The 19792-nt window shown below is 64.2% G+C and carries 14 protein-coding genes; 7 read left to right on the top strand and 7 right to left on the bottom strand.

Going from position 1 to position 19792, the window contains the following annotated elements; all coding sequences use genetic code 11:
- Nucleotides 1–11 precede the first annotated feature (11 nt).
- The 5 genes from ASD07_RS22205 to ASD07_RS22185 all read right to left on the bottom strand — a co-directional run bounded on the left by ASD07_RS22205 (nt 12) and on the right by ASD07_RS22185 (nt 4831).
- Nucleotides 12–1487, bottom strand: a complete 1476-nt coding sequence (locus tag ASD07_RS22205; protein WP_055935283.1) for a methyl-accepting chemotaxis protein — start codon at nt 1485–1487, stop codon at nt 12–14.
- Complete coding sequence (locus ASD07_RS22200) at nt 1484–1984, bottom strand: chemotaxis protein CheW (RefSeq protein WP_055935281.1); 501 nt, start codon at nt 1982–1984, stop codon at nt 1484–1486. The genes ASD07_RS22205 and ASD07_RS22200 overlap by 4 nt, the downstream gene beginning before the upstream one ends.
- On the bottom strand, nt 1981–3453 hold the full coding sequence (locus tag ASD07_RS22195; RefSeq protein WP_055935279.1) for a CheR family methyltransferase: 1473 nt from the start codon (nt 3451–3453) through the stop codon (nt 1981–1983). The genes ASD07_RS22200 and ASD07_RS22195 overlap by 4 nt, the downstream gene beginning before the upstream one ends.
- Nucleotides 3450–3923, bottom strand: coding sequence for a chemotaxis protein CheW (locus ASD07_RS22190; protein WP_162246596.1), 474 nt, complete (start codon nt 3921–3923; stop codon nt 3450–3452). The genes ASD07_RS22195 and ASD07_RS22190 overlap by 4 nt, the downstream gene beginning before the upstream one ends.
- A gap of 218 nt (nt 3924–4141) precedes the next feature.
- Nucleotides 4142–4831: a UPF0149 family protein gene (locus tag ASD07_RS22185; RefSeq protein ID WP_055935275.1), complete on the bottom strand. Its 690-nt coding sequence runs from the start codon at nt 4829–4831 to the stop codon at nt 4142–4144.
- 66 nt (nt 4832–4897) lie between these two features.
- Here ASD07_RS22185 and ASD07_RS22180 point away from each other — a divergent pair, with 66 nt between their 5' ends.
- Both ASD07_RS22180 and ASD07_RS22175 read left to right on the top strand, forming a co-directional pair.
- A complete protein-coding gene (locus ASD07_RS22180) occupies nt 4898–5875 on the top strand; it encodes a serine/threonine protein kinase (RefSeq protein ID WP_055935273.1) in 978 nt (325 codons plus the stop codon).
- A gap of 110 nt (nt 5876–5985) precedes the next feature.
- Nucleotides 5986–8274, top strand: a complete 2289-nt coding sequence (locus ASD07_RS22175) for a hypothetical protein (protein WP_055935271.1) — start codon at nt 5986–5988, stop codon at nt 8272–8274.
- Between the two features lie 49 nt (nt 8275–8323).
- Here the strand turns inward: ASD07_RS22175 and ASD07_RS22170 are convergent, their stop codons facing one another.
- Complete coding sequence (locus tag ASD07_RS22170; protein ID WP_055935269.1) at nt 8324–8686, bottom strand: hypothetical protein; 363 nt, start codon at nt 8684–8686, stop codon at nt 8324–8326.
- Nucleotides 8683–9717 (bottom strand): DUF475 domain-containing protein, encoded by a 1035-nt coding sequence (locus tag ASD07_RS22165; protein WP_055935267.1) that lies wholly within the window; start codon nt 9715–9717, stop codon nt 8683–8685. The genes ASD07_RS22170 and ASD07_RS22165 overlap by 4 nt, the downstream gene beginning before the upstream one ends.
- Before the next feature lie 67 nt (nt 9718–9784).
- Between ASD07_RS22165 and ASD07_RS22160 the strand changes: the two genes are divergently transcribed.
- The 5 genes from ASD07_RS22160 to ASD07_RS22140 all read left to right on the top strand — a co-directional run bounded on the left by ASD07_RS22160 (nt 9785) and on the right by ASD07_RS22140 (nt 19752).
- A complete protein-coding gene (locus ASD07_RS22160) occupies nt 9785–10204 on the top strand; it encodes a divergent PAP2 family protein (protein ID WP_055935265.1) in 420 nt (139 codons plus the stop codon).
- A gap of 226 nt (nt 10205–10430) precedes the next feature.
- Nucleotides 10431–11615, top strand: a complete 1185-nt coding sequence (locus ASD07_RS22155) for an efflux RND transporter periplasmic adaptor subunit (protein WP_055935263.1) — start codon at nt 10431–10433, stop codon at nt 11613–11615.
- A 31-nt stretch (nt 11616–11646) separates the two neighbouring features.
- Nucleotides 11647–14862, top strand: coding sequence for an efflux RND transporter permease subunit (locus ASD07_RS22150; protein WP_055935262.1), 3216 nt, complete (start codon nt 11647–11649; stop codon nt 14860–14862).
- Nucleotides 14863–14937: 75 nt separating this feature from the next.
- Nucleotides 14938–18141 (top strand): efflux RND transporter permease subunit, encoded by a 3204-nt coding sequence (locus ASD07_RS22145; protein WP_055935260.1) that lies wholly within the window; start codon nt 14938–14940, stop codon nt 18139–18141.
- Nucleotides 18142–18306: 165 nt separating this feature from the next.
- Entirely contained in the window at nt 18307–19752 is a 1446-nt protein-coding gene (locus tag ASD07_RS22140; RefSeq protein ID WP_156398138.1) for an OmpP1/FadL family transporter, read from the top strand.
- The last annotated feature ends 40 nt before the right edge of the window (nt 19753–19792 follow it).

The following is a 19792-nucleotide window of genomic DNA, read 5'->3' as shown; positions in this document are numbered from 1 at the left end:
CGGGACGGGAATCAGGCAGCGCTGGCCTGCGGCTGCACCAAGCGCCGCAAGTCGAGCGACAGGGTGGCCAGTTGCGACGCGGTTTGCAGCGTTTGCGCCGAACTGGCTTCGGTTTCCTGCGTGGCTTGCGCCACGTCGGTGACGGCGATGCGCACCTGTTCGGCCGCGCTGGCCTGCTGCTTGGTGGACAGTTCGATCTCGCGCGCCGCCTCGGTGGTCGTGACCACCAGCTCCGCAATCTGGCGGAAAGCCGCCGCCACTTCGGCAAACTGGCGGGCGCCGGCATCGACCGCCTTGGCGCCGCTCTCGGTTGCCATTACCGTGGTGTTGACGGCGCCGCGCACATCCTCGATCTGGCTGCGGATGCCCTTGGTGGAAGCGGCTACCCGGTCGGCCAGCTTGCGGATCTCTTCCGCCACCACGGCAAAGCGCTTGCCCGATTCGCCGGCGCCGCTGGCTTCGATGGTGGCGTTGATGGCCAGGATATTGGTCTGCTCGGCCAGCTCGGAGACGATATCGAGCACGGCGCCGATTTCCTGCGATTTGCGGCCCAGGTCCAGCATGTGGCTGACCACCGTGTCGATCTGGCGCCGGATGCCGCCGATCGCCTCCTGGCCCTGTTCGACGATAGTGTCACCCGCTTTCGCGCCCTGCGCGGTCTGCTCGGCGATCTGCGCCACGCGCTGCGCGCTTTCGGCAATCTGGCGCGAGGTGGCCACCAGCTCGCTGATGGTGGTGCTGATCTCGGTCATGGCGCCGGCCTGCTCCTTGGCGCCGGAAGCCTGCTGGCTGGCCGCCGCCTGCAGTTCGGCCGAGGAACTCTGCACATGGCCGACCGCGGCGCCGATCTGGCGCCCCAGGGTGCGCGACAACAGCACAGCCAGCAGCACCGCCAGCGCCAGCAGGATGGCCGCCAGCACGGTCACCCCCATGGTGGCATTGGCAGTGAGCTCGGCGGCCTCGCGCTTGGCCGTCTCCAACTGCTGCTCCTCCTGCGCATCCAGCATTTCGAGCGCCTTGCCCAGTGCCTCGCGCGTCGGCAGCAGGCGCTCGTCGAAGGCGCGCACCAGCTCGGCCACACCGGGCCGGGTATCGGCCAGCGCCAGCAGGCGCTCGGCTGCCTCGCGGTAGCTGTTGGCGCTGTGCTCGATCTCGGTCAATCCCTTGCGCTCGCTGTCGCTGCTCGCCAGGGTGCGGATGCGGCCGGTGACCTTGAAGAATTCGGCACGCGCCTCGTTGAAGTTGTCGAGGAAGCGCCGCTCCGGCGACAGCAGGTAGCCGCGCACATTGGCCGACATGCGCTCGGCCTGGCCGTTGCAGCGCTCTACCTCCAGCATCATCTGGGCGTTGACGCTGATCACCCGTTCCTGTCCTGCCACCGCCGAACGCAGCGCCAGCACGGCCACGATGCAGATCAGCAGGGCCAGTGCGGCCATCACAGCGTAGCCAGTGGCCAGCTTGCGTCCGAAAGTCCAATTTCCGTTCATGGCGATGTGCTCCCCAGGCGCTGGCAGCGCCGTTCCAGTGCGTCGATCAAGGATGGCAGGCTGACCAGGGTGCGCGGCACGCCATCCATGCGTACCGCGTTGTCCAGGAAATCGTCAGGCCGCACCGCGTGGTGCGCCTCGAACTGCTCGAAAGCGAAGGCGGCGCTGTGGCGGCCCGCGGCCAGTGCCAGCCAGCGCGGCGCGCACTGCGGCGGGTGGCCGAGCAGGGCAGCCAGGTCGAACACCGGCACCGCCTGGCCCCGCAAGCCGGTCAGACCGAGCAGCTCCGGCAGGCGCGAAGGCAGCGCTTGCAGGCGCCGGTCCACGTACAGGCCGCGCAAGTCCGACAGGCGCAACGCCAGCGTCTGGCCACCGGCGCGGATCGCCAGTATTTGCTGGGCGCCGGCGTAGGCGACGGCGGGCGGCAGCGCAAAGGTGCGGTCGAATTCTTCCTTCAGGGCGCGCGCACTGGCGGCCAGTACGTTCTGCCCGGTCACGATGCCGCTCCCATTGTCGCCAATTCGGCCAGGCATAGCGAGAGCAGGGCCGCGCGCGGGAAGCCGCCGCCGAACAGCAGCAGGCGCGCGGCGTCTTCTCCTTCCAGCATCTGCGCTGCCAGCGCCAGTTCCCGCCGCGCAGCTTCCGGCTGGCCAAGGCGGCGCAGCAGGCGGCCAGCCTGCAGGCGCGCCATGGCGAAGCCAGGCGCCAGGTAGGCAGCACCCTGGTAATGGTCCAGTGCTGCCGCCAGTTCGCCGTCCATTTCCTCGCACAGCGCCAGCACATAATGGGCGCCGGCATGCAGGGCATCGCGCCCGAGCAGGGCAGCGCAGGTTTCGCGCGCCCGCGCTACCGTGCCCGATTGCGCCTGTGTCACGGCTTTCAGCAATAGCACGTCCGGATCGGCGGCATGTTGCGGCGGCAGTTTGCCGATGTGTTCCAGTACTTGACCGAAACGCTCTTGGTGCAGGCTGGCCATCGCCATTTGCAGGTCGGGCGTGGCCGGCGTACAGGGCGGCGCCGCGCGCGCGCTGCTGGCCAGTGCGTCGATGCGCCGGCTGGCGCGTTCGATTTGCTCGGCCCACAGCGGTTCGGGCGGCGTGGCCGGGCGCAACACCGGCATCGGCTGGGCGGCCGCCGGCAGCGCCGGCATCGCCTGCTCGCCGCCTGCGCTGCGCTGGTAATAGAAGGTGCCGTGGCTGTGGCACAGGCGGAAATCGTTGGACAGGCCGCGCAGCGTTTCGGCATGGCCCAGGAACAGGTAGCCGCCCGGCGCCAGCGCGCGCGCGATGCGCGCCACGGCGGCCTGCGACTGCTGCGGCGTAAAGTACATCAGGACGTTGCGGCAAAATACGATATCGAAGCGGCCCGGCTGCCAGAAGGCCGGGTCGTCCAGCGCCAGGTTGCGCTGCTCGAAGCGTACTGCGCGCCGGATTTCCTGCGCCAGCTGGAATTGCTCGCCGTCGGGCTGCAGCCAGGGCCGCCAGTCGTCCGGCAGTTCGCGCAGCGACCAGGTCGAATAGCGCGCCCGCGCAGCGCGCGCCAGCATCGCAGGGTTGGCATCGAAGGCATGCAGCGACAGGCAGCTGTCGCGCCCGCAGGAGCGCGCCATCATCGCCAGTGAAAACGGCTCTTCGCCGGAGGCGCAGCCGGCCGAGAGCACTTCGGCCCGGCCGCGCAACTGCTGGCGTTCCGGCAAGGCCAGGTCGCCGAAGGCGCGCAACTGGTCGCCGCTGCGGAAGAAGTAGGTCTCGGTGACAGTCAGTTCCGTCGCCAGCCGTGACAGCAGGCTGTCGGCCGGCGCCGTGCCCGCCAGGTCGGCCAGGATGCGCTGGCGATCGCCGCCGCTGCAGCTATCGAGTACCTTGGCCAGGGTCGTGAGCTTGTGTTCGTCGAAGTCCAGCCCCAGGCGCTCGGCCAGCAGGGTACGAAAGCGCGCCACTTCCAGCGGCGCGGCCGGGGCGTTCATTTCAATTCCGCTGGTGCAGCCAGCGCCTGCCATACGTCCTCGGGCACGGCGCGTGCGGCGCGCAGTACCACCAGCAACTCCGCATCGCGCGCGCTGATGCCCGCAACCTGGGCTTCAGCGCCGCCGTTGAGCAAAGGGGGGGTCTGGTCCAGCAAGGCGGCCGGCAACGCATGCACGCCGATCACTTCGTCGACCGCCAGCGCCGCGCAACGCTCGCCAAGGCGCAGGCTGACGAAGCGGGCCGGCTCGCCCGGCGGCGCGCCGAGCAAGGCCGACAGGGAGATGACCGGCACCGCAGCACCGCGCAACATGCTGGCGCCCAGCACGCAGGGCGGCATATCGGGAACGGGCGTAACGGGCAGGGCGCGCAACGTTTCGCCGACGTGGGACAGGGGCACAGCGCATAAGCGACCGCCACTGCCGCACAGCAGGACAGGTATGGCTGGCAAAGCGGAAGAGACTATCTGCATGCAGTGCATCGCTCCGGGACGGTCAGCCAAGTCTAGCGCGGTACTGCACCACGTGCCAAGGAGCAAACCTTGCACTGTGCGCCAGAGTGGAAGTTGGAGAGAATCCCTACCTGCAGAACAGAATGTCCCCCTTGGGGTCAGGAACGAATGTGGACATTTTCAAGGAGAATGTCCACTTTCCTTCCTGACCCCAAGGGGGACATTTGAGATGCTGCGGCTTACTGCTCGGCGCCGTGGCACTTCTTGTACTTCTTGCCGCTGCCGCATGGGCAGTCGTCGTTGCGGCCGACTTTCGGCTCTTCGTGCTTGACGGTGGTGACGCCGGTCTTGCGGCGCGGCACCCACCATTTGTGGATGGCCGGCAGGTTGGCTTCGATGTCCAGCGCCAGTTGGTGCGCTTTCACCGGGTCTTCCACTTCCGCCAGTTCTTCCGGCTTGATCTCGTCGGCGCCCAACAGGTAGATGGCGCGCATCAGCGGCGCGGCTTCCGAATCCCAGATCTCGTCCCAGGAGCCTTCGCGCAGTTCCATGCCTTCCCAGAAGCCCCAGCACCAGGCTTCTGCGTTCAGCAGGACCTTGCCTTCGTGCTCGTGCTCGACGAACAGCGGCTCGAACTCCTTCGGCGCCACTTCAAAGGTGACCAGCACTTCGTTCATGAAGCGGGTGATCAGGTTGTAGATGCGCTCTTCCTGCTTCGGGTTCTTGAACTTCGGGCCATCCTTGCGGTCTTCGCCCCAGATGCTTGGCAGCCATTCGGCCGGGGTGATCGGTTCCGGGCCGATGGCGATGGCGGTCAGGAAGCCATGCAGGTGGTCCATCGTCATGGAATCCTCCGGGCTCTGGTCGCCCAGCAGGAAGTTGTCGAGTTCGTCGAATTCTTTGTCGGTCAATGGCTGGTCGAGTTGCATGGCTTGGCGCTTTATATATTGGGTCGAAGGGCGACAGTATACGCCCTGGCCCTTACAATAGCGAGAATGACGCACCCATTCTTAGATTTGAGCCCGGACCGGGTACTCGACGCCCTGGCCAGCATCGGCCTGTATGGCGATGGCCGCCTGCTGGCGCTGAACTCCTATGAAAACCGTGTCTACCAGGTGGGCATGGAGGAAGGGCCGCCGGTGGTGGCCAAGTTTTATCGCCCCGGGCGCTGGACCAGCCAGCAGATCCTGGAGGAGCATGCCTTTGTGCAAGAGTTGCAAGAGCGCGAGGTACCGGCCGTGCCGGCGCTCGAGCGCGATGGCCGTACCTTGCATGAATTCGAGGGCTTCCGCTTTGCCGTGTTCCCGCGCCACGGGGGACGGGCGCCCGAAATGGACGACCCCAAGGTACTGGAATGGACTGGCCGCTTTATCGGCCGTATCCACGCCGCCGGTGCGGCAAGGCCCTTCGCTACCCGACCCACGCTGGACCTCGCTTCCTTCGGCGAAGAGCCGCGCGACTGGCTGCTGGCCAGCGGCTTCCTGCCGCCGGAGCTGGTCACGCCCTGGCGTTCGGTGGTCGACCAGGCGCTGGACGGTGTGCGGCGCTGCTACCAGCGGGCAGGGCAGGTGGAGTTGATCCGCCTGCACGGCGATTGCCATGGTGGCAATGTTTTGTGGACCGACGCCGGCCCGCATTTCGTCGACTTCGACGATGCGCGCATGGGCCCGGCAGTGCAAGACCTGTGGATGATGCTGTCCGGCGAACGCAGCGACATGGTGCGCCAGATGGGCGATATCCTGGCCGGATACGAGGATATGCGCGAATTCGACCCGCGCCAGCTGTACCTGGTGGAAGCGCTGCGCACGTTGCGCCTGATCCACTACTCGGCCTGGCTGGCGCGGCGTTGGGACGATCCTGCGTTTCCGGTGGCTTTTCCGTGGTTTAATACACAACGATACTGGCAAGATCGTATCCTCGAATTGCGCGAGCAGATTGCGCTGATGGACGAGCCTCCCCTCTGGCCGGTTTAACCAGTACAACGCGAGAATTGGCGGGCTTTTCCCGCCTTCCTCGCGCGCTTCGCCCCTGCTGGTCTCATCGATAATGGCAACATCACCCTCCAAGCCAAGCGAGATTCCTCATGCAAGCACAACTGCCGCCAACTACCAACACCGTCGTCAACGACCGTGCTGAGCATGAGAAAGCCGAGATGAAGGCGATCACCGAGGCGATCGCCCGCGTCGAAGCCGAGGCGAAGGCCCAGTGTGCCGCCGAATCGCGCGCCGTGGCTGAAGCCCGCGCCCGCGCCCTGGCGGAAGACCGCGCCGCCCTGGAATCGGCTGCCGCCGCCGCGGCGGTGCAGAATGCCGAAGCTGCCGAAGAAGCGATCAAAGTCAACAAGGAGCGCCTGGAAACCCTGCGTGCTGCCGCCTCCGCCAGCGTGGCCCGCCTGGAAGCCGTCAAGCAGGAAACCGCCGAACTGCGTGCCCGCGTCGATGCCGACATCCAGGTCCGCCTGGCCGCCGAGCAGCGCGCCAGGGCCGAAGAAGAAAGCCGCCGCCGCGCCGCCGAGCAGGTCGTGGAAGAGGTGAAACTGACCGAACTGGCCAGCAAGGCCGCGGAGGAACTGGCCGTGCAGGCTGAGCAAGCCCGCATGCAAGCTGTCGAGCGCGCCGCCGCGGTGCAGGCCGCCCACGACGAAGTGGTGGGCGTGGCTTCCGCCGACGCCCGCATGGCCGCCATCGCCCGTGAGCATGGGCGCCAGGCCCACGCGGCCCGCATGACCGCCGAACAATTGGCCAATACCGAAGCCGAAGCGCTGGAAGCAACCCGCCAGCGCGAGCGCGCCGACCAGGTCGCACTGGAAGCTGCTTTCAAGCGCGCCGCCGCCGAAGTGCGCGCCCTGGAAGAAGCCCGCGCCCTGGCCCACCTGGAGCAGGAGCGCGAACAGATCGCCCTGGCCAAGGCCGAATCCGACCGCAGCGCAGCCCAGTCGCTGCACCTGCGCCTGCAGACCGAAAAGGAAATCCGCGACGCCGCCCTGCACCGTGAGCGCGTTGAAGCCATGGCCGCCGACGCTGCCCAGGCGCGCCGCGATGCCGACCTGCAGATCATCGCCGCCACCGAGCGCCGGGTGGAAACCGACCGCCAGCTGCACGCCATCGCCATGGCCCGCGTGGAAGCGGAACAGCAGGCCGATTTCGAAACCCGCGCCCGCCTGGAAGTGGAAGCCCTGACGTTGGAGCAGGCCAAGCTGCGCGAACAGGCCGAGCAGGCCGCCGCCGAGCAGGCCCGTATCGAAGCCGAGGAACACCAGCGTGCCGCCGCCCTCGCGGCCGAGCGCCAGCAGCTGTCAGCGCGCTCCGTGATGGTGGCCGCCGAGCAGGCTTCCGCCGAAAAGATCGAGCGGGAAGCCGTGGCCGCCCAGCTGGCTGCCGCTGAAGAAGCCAATGCGCTGGCCCAGGAAAAAGCCGCCGCCGCCGTGCGCCTGGCCGATGCCGAGCGCGCGCGCGCCGAAGCGGAGCAGGCGGCACTGGATGCCGTCAATGCCCGCCTGGCGGAAGCACAGCGTGGCCGCGCCGAAGCCGAACAGGCTGCGCTGGCGGCCATGAACGAACGCATCGCTGCTGAAGAAGTGGCTGCCGCTGCTGCCAAGGCGCGCGTCGATGCCGAACGCGCTGGCGCTGCCGAAGCGCGCCGCAAAGCTGCCGCCGATGCGCGCCTGCAGGTGGCGGCCGAGCAGGAAGCTGCCGCTGTGCGTGCGATGGCCGAGCAGGTGGAACACGATGCAGCCAACAAAACCGCCATTGCCGAAGCGGCCGCCGCCCAGGCGCGCCTGGCCGGCGAGCTGGTAAGGGCCCAGGTTGAGCGTACCAAGGCCGAGCAAGCGCGCGTTGCGGCGGAGGAGTCGCTGCTCAAATCCGAGCTGGAATTCGTGGCCAAGGAGCGCGACACCCTGGCGCTGATCGACCAGAAGCTGGTGCAGCAGCGTGCTGCCAATGCGGCCGAGGCGCGTGCGGCAAAGGCGATCGAAGTGCGCGTGGAGCTGGAGAAGAAGGCTGCCGCTGCCGCCAAAGCGCGGGCGGATGCAGAGGAACAGTTGCTCGAAGTGGCACGCCAGCGTGAGGCGGCGGAGGTCGCTGCCAACGAGGCGGAATGGGCCAAGCTGGCCGAGCAGAAGACCCTGGTCGATACCGTGCATGCCCATGCCGAGCTGCAGCGCCGCGTGACCGCGACCACTGCGGCGATGGTGGAATCGAAGAAGAAGCTGCTGGAGCAGGAATCACGCCGCCAGCACGCGGCGCAGAATATGCTGACCGCGATGGAAGACAAGGCGACGCACCCGGCGGACGAACATTCCGAGACGATGGCGCGCGATGTGATCGGGCGCCTGAAGGAAACTGCCGGCGCCGTGTGGCGCGGCCGCTAAAACCGCCAGGGAGTGTCAGACCCTGCGGGTCCGACACGGGTTTACCGGTTCAAGGCTGAACGTTGACCGACTCAACAAAATACTGGGTATCGCCAAAGCAGGAAGTCGGAACCCCCTTATGCTGCGCATAATGCAGCACCACCCGCTTGCCGGCCGCCGCCGCGATCTGCGACGCGATTGCATCATCGCGCACGGTAAACTCGAATTTCTCCGGAATCGCGCCCGGCATCGAAGTCAGCAGAATTTCCCCCTCCCAGGTCTTGCACAGCCACCCGCGCTTGGAAAACTTCTGCAAATACCCGGCACGTTCACCCTCCGAATACGAATAGCTCAACGCCAGCCACACATACGCTGCAAACAGCAGCGCCACGGCGGCCAGCAGGCCGCCAACAATCACCAACACACGGCTCATTCAGACTCCACGGGATTCAATTTCTTATATTTGAGGGAAGACCACAGCGAAACAGCAATAAACGCCACCCCGGACAGGCCGGTGAACCACTCCGGAATGTGATATTTCACGCTGGCGAACATGATCAGCGCCAGGATGCCGATTGCGTAGTGCGCGCCGTGCTCGAGGTAAATGAACTCGTCCAGCGTGCCCTTGTGCACCAGGTAGACGGTCAGCGAACGCACGTACATGGCGCCGATCGCCAGGCCCAGCATGATGATCACCACGTCGCTGGTGATGGCAAATGCGCCGATCACACCGTCGAAGGAGAACGAAGCGTCCAGCACCTCCAGGTAGAGGAAGCCGCCGATCGAACCGCCGGCCACAGCCTTGCCGACCTCGCCATGGCCTTCTTCCTCCAGCAAGCTGCTGATCCAGCCCACGCCGACGTAGATCGCGGTACCGATCACGCCCGAATACAGCACGGTATAGCGCTTGGCTTCCGGCACCATCTGCACGCACAGCACCACGGCCACCAGGGTCAGCAGCACGGCCAGGCTTTCGGTGCCGTATTTGCCGACTTTTTCCTCGAACCAGTGGATCCAATGCACGTCCTTTTCTTCATCGAACAGGAAGTTCAGGAAAACCAGCAGCAGGAAGGCGCCGCCGAAGGCTGCCACTTCCTCATGCACGCCCAGCAGGTGGTGCGAGTATACTTCCGGCGTCTTGAGCGCCATATCCCAGACCGAAATCATGTCGAGTCCGGTCGCTGCCGCCACGATGGCCAGCGGGAAGACCAGGCGCATGCCGAACACGGCCACCAGGATACCGACCGTCAGGAACAGTTTCTGCCAGAACGGGTTCCAGTTTTTCAGCACCGAGGCGTTGACCACGGCATTGTCAAACGAGAGCGAGACTTCCATCACCCCCAGCACCCCGGTAATCCACAGCGCCGTAATCGCTGCGGACATGCCGCCATGGTTATAGCCCCACCAGCCGGCCAGCCCCATCAAAACGATGGTGACAATAATCGAAATCCTGAAATGCTTCATTTTCGCTTGCTATTAATATTGTTAGTGCGCCGATTATAATGGGGGATTGCACCTTAGGACGCTATAAATGGATCTCGCTTACCTGCTGACGCCTGTTTTGACCTGGATTACTGTCGGTCCGATCAAATTCCTGATTAACAGTATCAAAGCCCGCAAATGGGCCTTCAACCTGGTCGGGAATGGCGGTTTCCCATCCAACCACAGCGCCGTGGTTTCCAGCATGGCGACCCTGATCGCGCTGCGCGAAGGCATCGGCCACCCAGCCTTCGGCGTCGCCGTCGCCCTGTGCTTTATCGTGGTCATCGACGCCAACAGCCTGCGCCAGCACGTCGGCCGCCAGGCAGCAGCGATCAACCGCCTGGCCAAGGATGCCACGCACCACCAATGGCTGCGCGAACGGATGGGCCATACCGTGATCGAGATCACGGGCGGCCTGGCCACCGGCATTGCCATGGGCCATATCGTTTTCGCCCTGTTCCCGCGCTGAGCGATACGCAAAATACCCCGGGATTGCTACACTAATGTAGCAATCCAGCTCTGCCGTTCAGTCACCATATTTGCGGTTCATCCGCGAATCCTGCAGTCCAGCCCTAAAAACCCGCAGTCTGGCCCCTGGTGAATTGACACTCTCCCTCGGTAAAAGGATACTTTTGCACGCTGCAGAAGTATGCAATCAATATTCAAATAAGCCGTCCATCAAACTGGAGATTCACATGTTGCGTAAAACCCTATTAGCTCTCGCCGTTGCATCCGCGCTGGTCGCTTGCGGCAAGTCCGACAAAGCGCCTGAAGCCGGCAAGGCCAGCGCTTCGGCGACTGCCGACGCGAAAGGCAAGGGCGATGACAAGAAGCTGGCAACGCTGCAGGTTGCATCTGAAGATCTGGTGACGGTGGAAAGCAATGCCCTGTCGTCCGGCCCGGTGGTCACCGGCTCGATCCAGCCTGAACGCAAGGCCGACCTGCGCGCCGAAGTCGGCGCCGTCGTCATGCAAGTGCTGAAAGAGAACGGCGAAGCGGTCAAGAAAGGCGACCTGCTGGTGCGCCTGGACGATACCTCGCTGCGCGATGCGCTGAACTCGGCCCAGGAAGCGGTGCGCGCCTCGACCCAGTCGATGGACCAGGCCGAGCGCGTGCTGGCCCGCCAGAAGACCCTGAAAGCCTCCGGCATGGTGTCCTCGCAGGTGCTGGAAGACGCCGAGGTGCGCCGCAATAATGCGCAGTCCGACCTGTCGGCCGCCAAGGCCCGCCTGGTCGCCGCCAACCAGCAGCTGACCCGCACCCTGGTGCGCGCGCCGTTCGACGGCATCGTCTCCGAGCGTAAAGTCTCGGCCGGCGACACCGCGCAGATCGGCAAGGAGCTGGTGAAAGTGGTCGACCCGGCGTCGATGCGCTTCGAAGGCCGCGTCTCCGCCGATTCGGTAGGCGTGGTCAAGGCAGGGCAGGGCGTGGTGTTCGCCATCAACGGCTATCCCGGCCAGAACTTCCTGGGCAAGGTCAAGCGCGTTGACCCGGCGGCCAACCCGGTGACCCGCCAGGTCGAGGTGCTGGTCGATTTCGCCGACAGGAACCTGCCGCGCGTTGCCGGCCTGTTCGCCGAGGGCCGCATCGAAGCGGAAACCACTTCGGCCCTGATGGTGCCGGAATCGGCCCTGGTCAAGCAAGGCGACACCACCTACGTCTGGAAGATCAAGGACAAGGCCCTGGCCAAAGCCACGCTCCAGATGGGTGCCCGCGATGCGCGCAGCGGCAACTGGCAGGTGCAGACCGGCCTGTCCAAGGGCGATATCGTGATGCGCACGCCGGCTTCCGGCTTCCGCGACGGCCAGAAAGTCGACCTGCAGATGAACAAGGCGGTAGCTTCCGCTTCGGTGCCGGCCGATGCCGTCAAGGGTAACTAAAGCAATCCAGGGCAACCGGGGAAACCAGACCATGTTCCTTTCTAATTTCAGTATCAAGCGCCCCGTCGCCATGATCGTGCTGATCGTGGCGATGATGGCCATGGGCCTGCTGGCCTTGTCCAAGCTGCGCGTCAACCAGAATCCGGACGTCGAGATTCCGCTGTTGATCGTCAACATTCCATATCCGGGCGCTTCGCCGGAAACGGTTGAACGCGAGGTGGTCAACCGCCTGGAAAAATCGCTGCAGTCGATTGCCGGCGTGACCGACCTGTACTCGACCTCGCGCGAGGGCAGCGCCACCATCGAAATGCGCTTCACGTTCCAGAAGAACCTGATCGAAGCGTCGGACGAGGTGCGCAATGCCATCGCTGCGGTACGCTACAAGCTGCCGACCGAGATGCGCGAGCCGATGATCCAGCGGATCGACACCTCGGCCGACCCGATCATGCAGATGTCGCTGTCCTCCAAGACCCAGTCGCACGCCGTATTGTCGCGCATTGCCGAGGACAAGCTGGCTGACCGCTACCGCGCGCTGGATGGCGTGGCGGTGGTCAACGTCAACGGCTCGCTGCGGCGCGAATTGTCGGTGCTGCTGCGCGCCGACAAGCTGCGCGAGTTCAACGTCTCGGTGGCCGAAGTGGCCAACGCGGTGCGCATGCAGAACACCAATGCCCCGGTGGGCAAGGTGCGCGGCGACCTGGAAGAGAAGGCGATCCGCCTGGTGGGCCGTATCGAGCGTCCGGAAGAATTCAAGGACATCGTGGTCAAGCGCAACGGCGACCAGCTGATCCGCCTGGGCCAGGTGGCAACCATCGAAGACGGCTTTGCCGAAATCAATAACGTCAGCCTGCGTTCGGGCAAGCCGAACGTCGGCCTGGCCGTGATCCGCGCCCGCGACGCGTCAACCGTGTCGGTGGCCAAGGCCGTGCGCAAGCTGACCGACGACATCAACAAGGAATTCAAGGAAGAAGGCCAGGGCACTGCGCTGGAAGTGACGCGCGACGGCGGCGAAGACGCGCAGGATTCACTCAACAACGTGATCGAGGCGCTGGTGTTCGGCGCCGTACTGACCATCTTCGTGGTGTACGCCTTCCTGAATTCCTGGCGTTCGACCCTGATTACCGCGCTGTCGCTGCCTACCTCGGTGGTGGCGGCCTTCATTGCAGTGTGGCTGTGCGGCTTCACGCTGAACTTCATGACCCTGCTCGGCCTGTCGCTGGCGATCGGTGTGCTGATCGACGATGCGATCGTGGTGCGTGAAAACATCGTGCGCCATATGCAGAACGGCTCCGATCGCCGCAAGGCAGCGCTGGAAGGCACGGCCGAAATCGGCCTGGCCGTGGCCGCGACCACCTTCTCCATCATGGCCGTGTTCATCCCGGTCGCCTTCATGGGCGGCATGCCGGGCGAATGGTTCCGTCCCTTCGCGCTGACCGTGACCTGCTCGGTGGCCGTATCGCTGTTCATCTCCTTCACGCTGGACCCGATGCTGTCGGCCTACTGGGGCGACCCGGCGGACCACCACAACGCGCCGAAGACGGGCATCGGCAAGGTGCTGGACAAGTTCAACCACTGGTTCGACCACCAGGCCGACCGTTACGGCAAGGTGATTGCCTGGGCGCTGCACCACCGCCGCTGGATGGCCGTGATTGCCGTGGCAACCTTCATCGGCGCGCTGGCTTTGCAAGGCACCCTGGGCGGCTCCAGCTTCCTGCCGAAAGTGGACTTCGGCACCATTGCCATCGACGTCCGCACCCCGTCTTCGTCCAGCCTGGAATACACCAAGACCAAGATGGACAAGGCCGCGCAGATCGCCCACACCATTAAAGAGGTGAAGGCGACCAGCACCTACGTCAACCTGTCGGGCGGCCGCATCTGGGTCGACATCGGCAAGCGCGGCGAGCGCAAACGCGACGCAACCGAAATCGGCATGGAGCTGCGCCAGAAGCTGGCCGGCCTGGTGGGCGGCGAATTCGTGGTGCTGGAAGACATCAACAACGGCGCCCGCAAGCCGGTGCAGATCGACTTTGTCGGCCCGGATTCGCGCAAGCTGATGGAGATCACCAACCAGTACATGGAGAAGCTGCGCCAGGTGAAAGGTGCGGTCGATGTCGGCCTGTCCGAGCAGGATCCGAAGGACGAGCTGCAGATTGAACTGAACCGCGGCCTGGCCAACTCGATGGGGATTTCCGCCGGCGATGCGGCACAGTCGCTGCGCGTGGCCTTTGCCGGTATCGAAGTGGGCGACTGGGTCGATCCGACCGGCGAAACCCGCGACGTGGCCGTGCGCCTGCATCCGGACGACCGTGTCAGCCCGGACAATATCGAGCGCCTGCCGATTGCAGTTTCCGGCACCAACCAGATGGTCCCGCTGGACCAGATCGCCAAGATCACCATGGGCAAGGGCCCGGCCACCATCCGCCACAAGAACGGCAAGCGCATGGTGTCGGTCTCGGCCAACGTGGAAGGCCGCTCGAACGGTGAAGTGATCGAGGAAGCGCGCAAGCTGGCAACGCAAATGGACTATCCGCCGGGCTTTGGCATGGACGTGGGCGGCTCCGGCAAGGACCAGGCGGAAGTGTTCGGCGCAATGGGCATCGCCCTGGTGTCCGGCATCGGCCTGATGTACCTGGTGCTGGTGATGCAGTTCGGCTCCTTCACGGCACCGGGCGCGGTGATGCTGTCCCTGCCGCTGTCGCTGATTGGTGTGGTGGTGGGCCTGCTGCTGACCGGCGGGACACTGAACCTGATGAGCTTTATCGGCGTCATCATGCTGATGGGCCTGGTCGCCAAGAACGCCATCCTGCTGCTCGACGCGGCGCGCAAGCGTGAAGAAGAAGGCTATGGCCGCGAAGACGCGCTGATGTATGCCGGTCGCATGCGCCTGCGTCCGATCCTGATGACGACCTTTGCACTGATCGCGGGCATGATGCCGGTGGCCATCGGCATGGGCGAGGGCGGTGAGTTCTACCGTCCGATGGCGGTAGCGATTATCGGCGGCACCATCACGTCGACCCTGCTGACCCTGCTGGTCGTGCCGACCTTCTACGACAGCATCGAGATCACCCGCGACAGCATGGTGGCCAAGTTCAAGTATCGCGAGGAACGCTGGAATACCGCAGTGGCTTTCCTGCTGACCTTCGTGGAAGCGATCCTGGCGCTGGTCTTCGTGCGCCTGGTGTACCGCTTGCTCAAGAAGCTGTTCGGCCTGTTTACCGGCCGCGGCCGCGAGCCGAACATGGCTTGATCCCTGCCTGGCAGGAACAAAGAAGGGCCCTCGGGCCCTTTTTTAATACTTCATAAATTAACAAAAAGTTAATCAATGTTCTTATCCAACTTTAGTGTCAAACGCCCGGTTGCGATGATCGTGCTGATCATCTCGATGATGGCGATGGGACTGCTGGCGCTGTCCAAGCTGAAGGTCAATGAGCGGCCCGATGTCGAAGAGCCGGTGCTGAACGTGACCGTCCCTTATCCGGGGGCGTCGCCGGAAACGGTGGAGCGCGAAATCGTCAACCGCCTGGAAAAGCAGCTGCAGTCGATTGCCGGCGTCACCGATACCTACAGCACCGCGCGCGAAGGGGTGGCCAGCTTCCGCCTGATTTTCAGCTTCGACAAGAACATGATCGAAGCCTCGGACGAAGTGCGCAATGCCATCGCGGCGGTGCGCTACAAGCTGCCGACCGAAATGCGCGAACCGCAAATCGTCAAGCGCGACATGGCGGCGCAGCCTATCGTCTACCTGTCGCTGTCCTCGCCCGTGCTGTCGCATGCCGCCATTTCGCGCCTGGCCGAAGATAAACTGGCCGACCGCTTCCGCGGCGTCGACGGCGTAGCAGCGGTCAGCGTCAATGGCGCCATGCGGCGCGAACTGTCGGTGCTGCTGCATGCGGACAAGCTGCGCGAATACAGCGTCTCGGTGGTGGAGGTGGCGCAGGCGCTGCGCATGCAGAATGCCAATGCGCCGGTGGGCAAGGTGCGCGGCACGCTCGACGAGAAGGCGATCCGCCTGGTGGGACGCATCGAACGTCCGGAAGAATTCAAGGATGTGGTGGTCAAACGCCGCGGCGACGAGTTGATCCGCCTGGGGCAATTGGCCACGATCGAAGATGGTTTTGCCGAGCGTAATGACCTGAGCCAGCGCAGCGGCAAGCCTGACGTGGGCCTGAATATCGTGCGTTCGCGCGACGCCTCCACTGTAAGCGTAGCCAAGGCGGTGCGCCAGCTGGTGGACGAAGTCAACAAGGAGTTCAGCGACGGCACCAAACTGGAAATCACCGAGGATGGCGGCGAATTTGCACAAAACTCGCTGAACAATGTCATCGAAGCCCTGGTGCTGGGCGCCGGCCTGACCATTTTCGTGGTGTACGCCTTCCTGAATTCCTGGCGTTCGACCCTGATCACCGCATTGTCGTTGCCGACGTCGGTGATCGCCGCCTTTATCGCAGTCTGGCTGTGCGGCTTCACCTTGAATTTCATGACCCTGCTTGGACTGTCGCTGGCGATCGGCGTACTGATCGACGATGCCATCGTGGTGCGCGAAAATATCGTGCGCCATATGCAGCTGGGCAAAGACCGGCGCACGGCCGCACTGGAAGGTACGGCTGAAATCGGCCTGGCAGTGGCCGCCACCACCTTTTCCATCATGGCGGTGTTCATCCCGGTCGCCTTCATGCCTGGCATTCCGGGCGAATGGTTCCGTCCGTTTGCCCTGACCGTCACCTGCTCGGTCGCCGTGTCGCTGTTCATTTCGTTCACGCTGGACCCGATGCTGTCGGCTTTCTGGGGCGATCCGCCGGACCACCACAGCGCGCCGAAGCGGGGCATCGGCAAGGCGCTGGACCGTTTCAACCACTGGTTCGACCAGCAGGCCGACCGCTATGGCAAAGTGATCGAATGGGCGCTGCACCATCGGCGCTGGATGGCAGTGATTGCCTTCGCCAGCTTTGCCTCCGCCATCGCCTTGCAAATGACATTTGGCGGCACCAGCATGCAGCCCAAAGCCGACAACGGCTTCCTCATGGTCGAGGTGCGCACGCCATCCTCGTCCAGCCTGGATTACACGCGCCGCAAGATCGAGCGCGCCGCCCAGGTCGCCCATACGTTGAAGGAAGTGAAGGCCACCAGCACCAATATCAACCTGGCCAGCGGCAACATCTTCGTCGACATCGGCAAACGCAGCGAGCGCAAGCGCAATGCCACCGAGATCGGCTCGGAACTGCGCCGCAAGCTGGCCGGCATGGTTGGCGGCGAATTCGTGGTACTGGATGATTTCTCCAACAACGCCGCCAAGCCGGTGCAGATCGACTTCGTTGGGCCGGACTCGCGCAGGCTGATGGAAATTACCAATGCCTTCATGGACAAGCTGCGCCAGGTGCCTGGCGCAGTCGACGTCGGCCTGTCCGAGCAGGATCCGAAAGACGAGCTGCAAATTGAACTGAACCGCGGGCTGGCCAATTCCATGGGCATTTCGGCCGGCGATGCCGCCAGCGCCCTGCGCGTCGCCTTTGCCGGTATCGAAGTGGGGGACTGGATCGATCCGACCGGCGAAGCGCGCGACGTGGCGGTACGCCTGCACCCGGACGACCGTGTCAGCCTGCACAACATCGAACGGCTGCCGATCACGGTATCGGGCACCAGCCAGATGGTCCCGCTGGACCAGATCGCCCGCATCACCATGGGCAAGGGGCCGGCCTCGATCCTGCACAAGAACGGCATGCGCACGGTGTCGGTGTCGGCCAATGTGGAAGGGCGCTCGCAGGGCGACGTGATTGCCGACGCGCGCAAACTGGCCGCTGGCATGGATTACCCACCCGGTTTCGGCCAGGCTGTAGGCGGCGCCGGCAAGCGCCAGGCCGAACTGTTCACCAGCATGACGATAGCGCTGGTGTCCGGCATCGGACTGATGTACCTGGTGCTGGTGATGCAGTTCGGTTCCTTCACGGCGCCCGGTGCGGTGATGCTGTCGCTGCCCTTGTCGCTGATCGGCGTGGTGGCGGGTTTGCTGGTGTTCGACGACACACTTAACCTGATGAGCTTTATCGGCATCATTATGCTGATGGGCCTGGTTGCCAAGAACGCCATCCTGCTGCTGGACGCGGCGCGCAAGCTGGAAGCGGAGGGCATGCAGCGCGAAGAGGCACTGATGCAGGCCGGCCGCCTGCGCCTGCGCCCGATCCTGATGACTACCTTCGCCCTGATCGCCGGCATGCTGCCGGTGGCCATCGGCATGGGCGACGGCGGCGAATTCTATCGCCCGCTGGCCATTGCCATCATCGGCGGCACCATTACCTCCACGCTGCTGACGCTGCTGGTCGTGCCGACCTTCTACGACAGTATCGAAATTGCCAAGGACCGCATGCTGGCCAAATTCCAGCGCCGCGATGCGCGTTGGGGCGCCGCAATGGCCTTCCTGATGACGCTGATGGAGGCAATCCTGGCCCTGGTGTTCGTGCGCCTGGCTTTCCGCCTGGTAATGAAGCTGTTCCGGCTTGTAACCGGAAAGCGACAGCAGCTTACTGCCTGAATCCGGCGTTTCGTTGGAAATAGGGCCTTCGGGCCCTACTTTATTAAACTATTTTCAATCAAAAAGCACCGTCGTACGGTTTTGGTGTAGACTTCGATGCCCTTTCGCATTTTATAATCGCGCAAGGTTGTATCTATATCAATAACGAACAAGCCGAGACCTACCTTGAACCCAAAATACCTCTCCCTGATGGTTGCCGCAGCCCTGTCGGCCGCCGCAATGAACGCAAACGCATCCGGTTACCGCTTCGGTTCCCAGTCCGTGTCCGGCCAAGGCACCGCGGACTCCAACACCGCTGAAGCCGCCGATGCTTCCACCATTTTCGCCAATCCAGCCGGCCTGTCCCGTCTGGAGGGCACCCAGTTCTCCGGCGGCGTCACCGCCGTCGTACCACACTCGACCTACGACGACAAAGGTTCGAAGCGCTTCGGCAACGTCGGCTCCACCGGCGGCCTGGCACACCAGGATGATTATGCCCCGAACGCGGTGGCAGCTCCTTCGCTGTACATCTCGCATAAGCTGAACGACCAGTGGGCCGTTGGCCTCGGTACCTTCGTTCCTTACGGCGCGAAGCTGGACTATGACAACAACTGGGCCGGCCGTTACGCGCTGACCAACATCGACCTGAAGTCGGTTACCCTGAACCCATCCGTTTCCTTCAAGCTGAACGAGACCCACTCCTTCGGTTTCGGTATCGATGCCGAGTTCATGAAAGCCGAGCTGGGCCAGGGCGTTGACGTGCCTGGTTCCATCATGTTCCTGGGCGCTAACGCTGCGAACCCTGCGATTGCTGCGCGCCGCGCTGCACTGCTGCAAGCGATCGTCGCTGCCGGCGGCAACCCGGCGGCCCTGGGAGCTGCCAAAGACGGTCACGCCACGATGGACGGCAAGGATTGGGGCGTAGGCTTCAACCTGGGCTATATGTTCAACCTGAACAAAGACACCCGTTTCGGCCTGGCCTACCGTTCGTCGATCCACCACAAGCTGAAGGGTGACGCGGTATGGGACTTCTCCACCGTGACCACCGATGCCAAGGTGAACGCCGTGCTGCAAGCTTCCTCGCGCAAGTCTAACTCGCCAGCGCTGGTCGACATCAAGACCCCGGAAACCCTGTCGGCCAACGTGTTCACCCAGGTGGACGACAAGCTGGCCCTGATGGCTGACCTGACCTGGTCGCGCCACTCCCGCATGGACGACCTGCACATCCAGTTCGTAGGCACCACCGAAGGCGACGAAGTGATTCGCCAGCAGTGGAAAAACACCGTACGCGGCTCGCTGGGCATGAACTACAAGCTGAACGACGCCTGGCTGCTGCGCGCCGGTGTGGCGATCGACGAGTCCCCAGTGCGCTCGCAAACGCTGCGCCACTCGGCACTGCCTGATTCGGATCGCAAACAGGTCTCCTTCGGCGCCAACTGGAAAGTATCGGCCAACTCGTCGATCGACCTGGCTTACAGCTACCTGAAGTTCGACGACGCATCGAGCAACTACACCAACCAGTGCAGCACCCTGGCTGGTCCTGGCACCTGCACCGGCAACGGCGAAACCACCATCGGCACCTGGAAGACCCATATGTCGCTGGTTGGCGTGGCGTACAACTACAAGTTCTAATCCTTCCGGGATGGACCGAAAAGCCGGCGCTTGCGCCGGC

Origin of the sequence: Duganella sp. Root336D2, assembly GCF_001425005.1 — a bacterium.
Lineage (GTDB): Bacteria > Pseudomonadota > Gammaproteobacteria > Burkholderiales > Burkholderiaceae_D > Rugamonas.
Note: the sequence above shows the minus strand (reverse complement) of the source record. Positions and strands in the feature narration are given on the sequence as shown.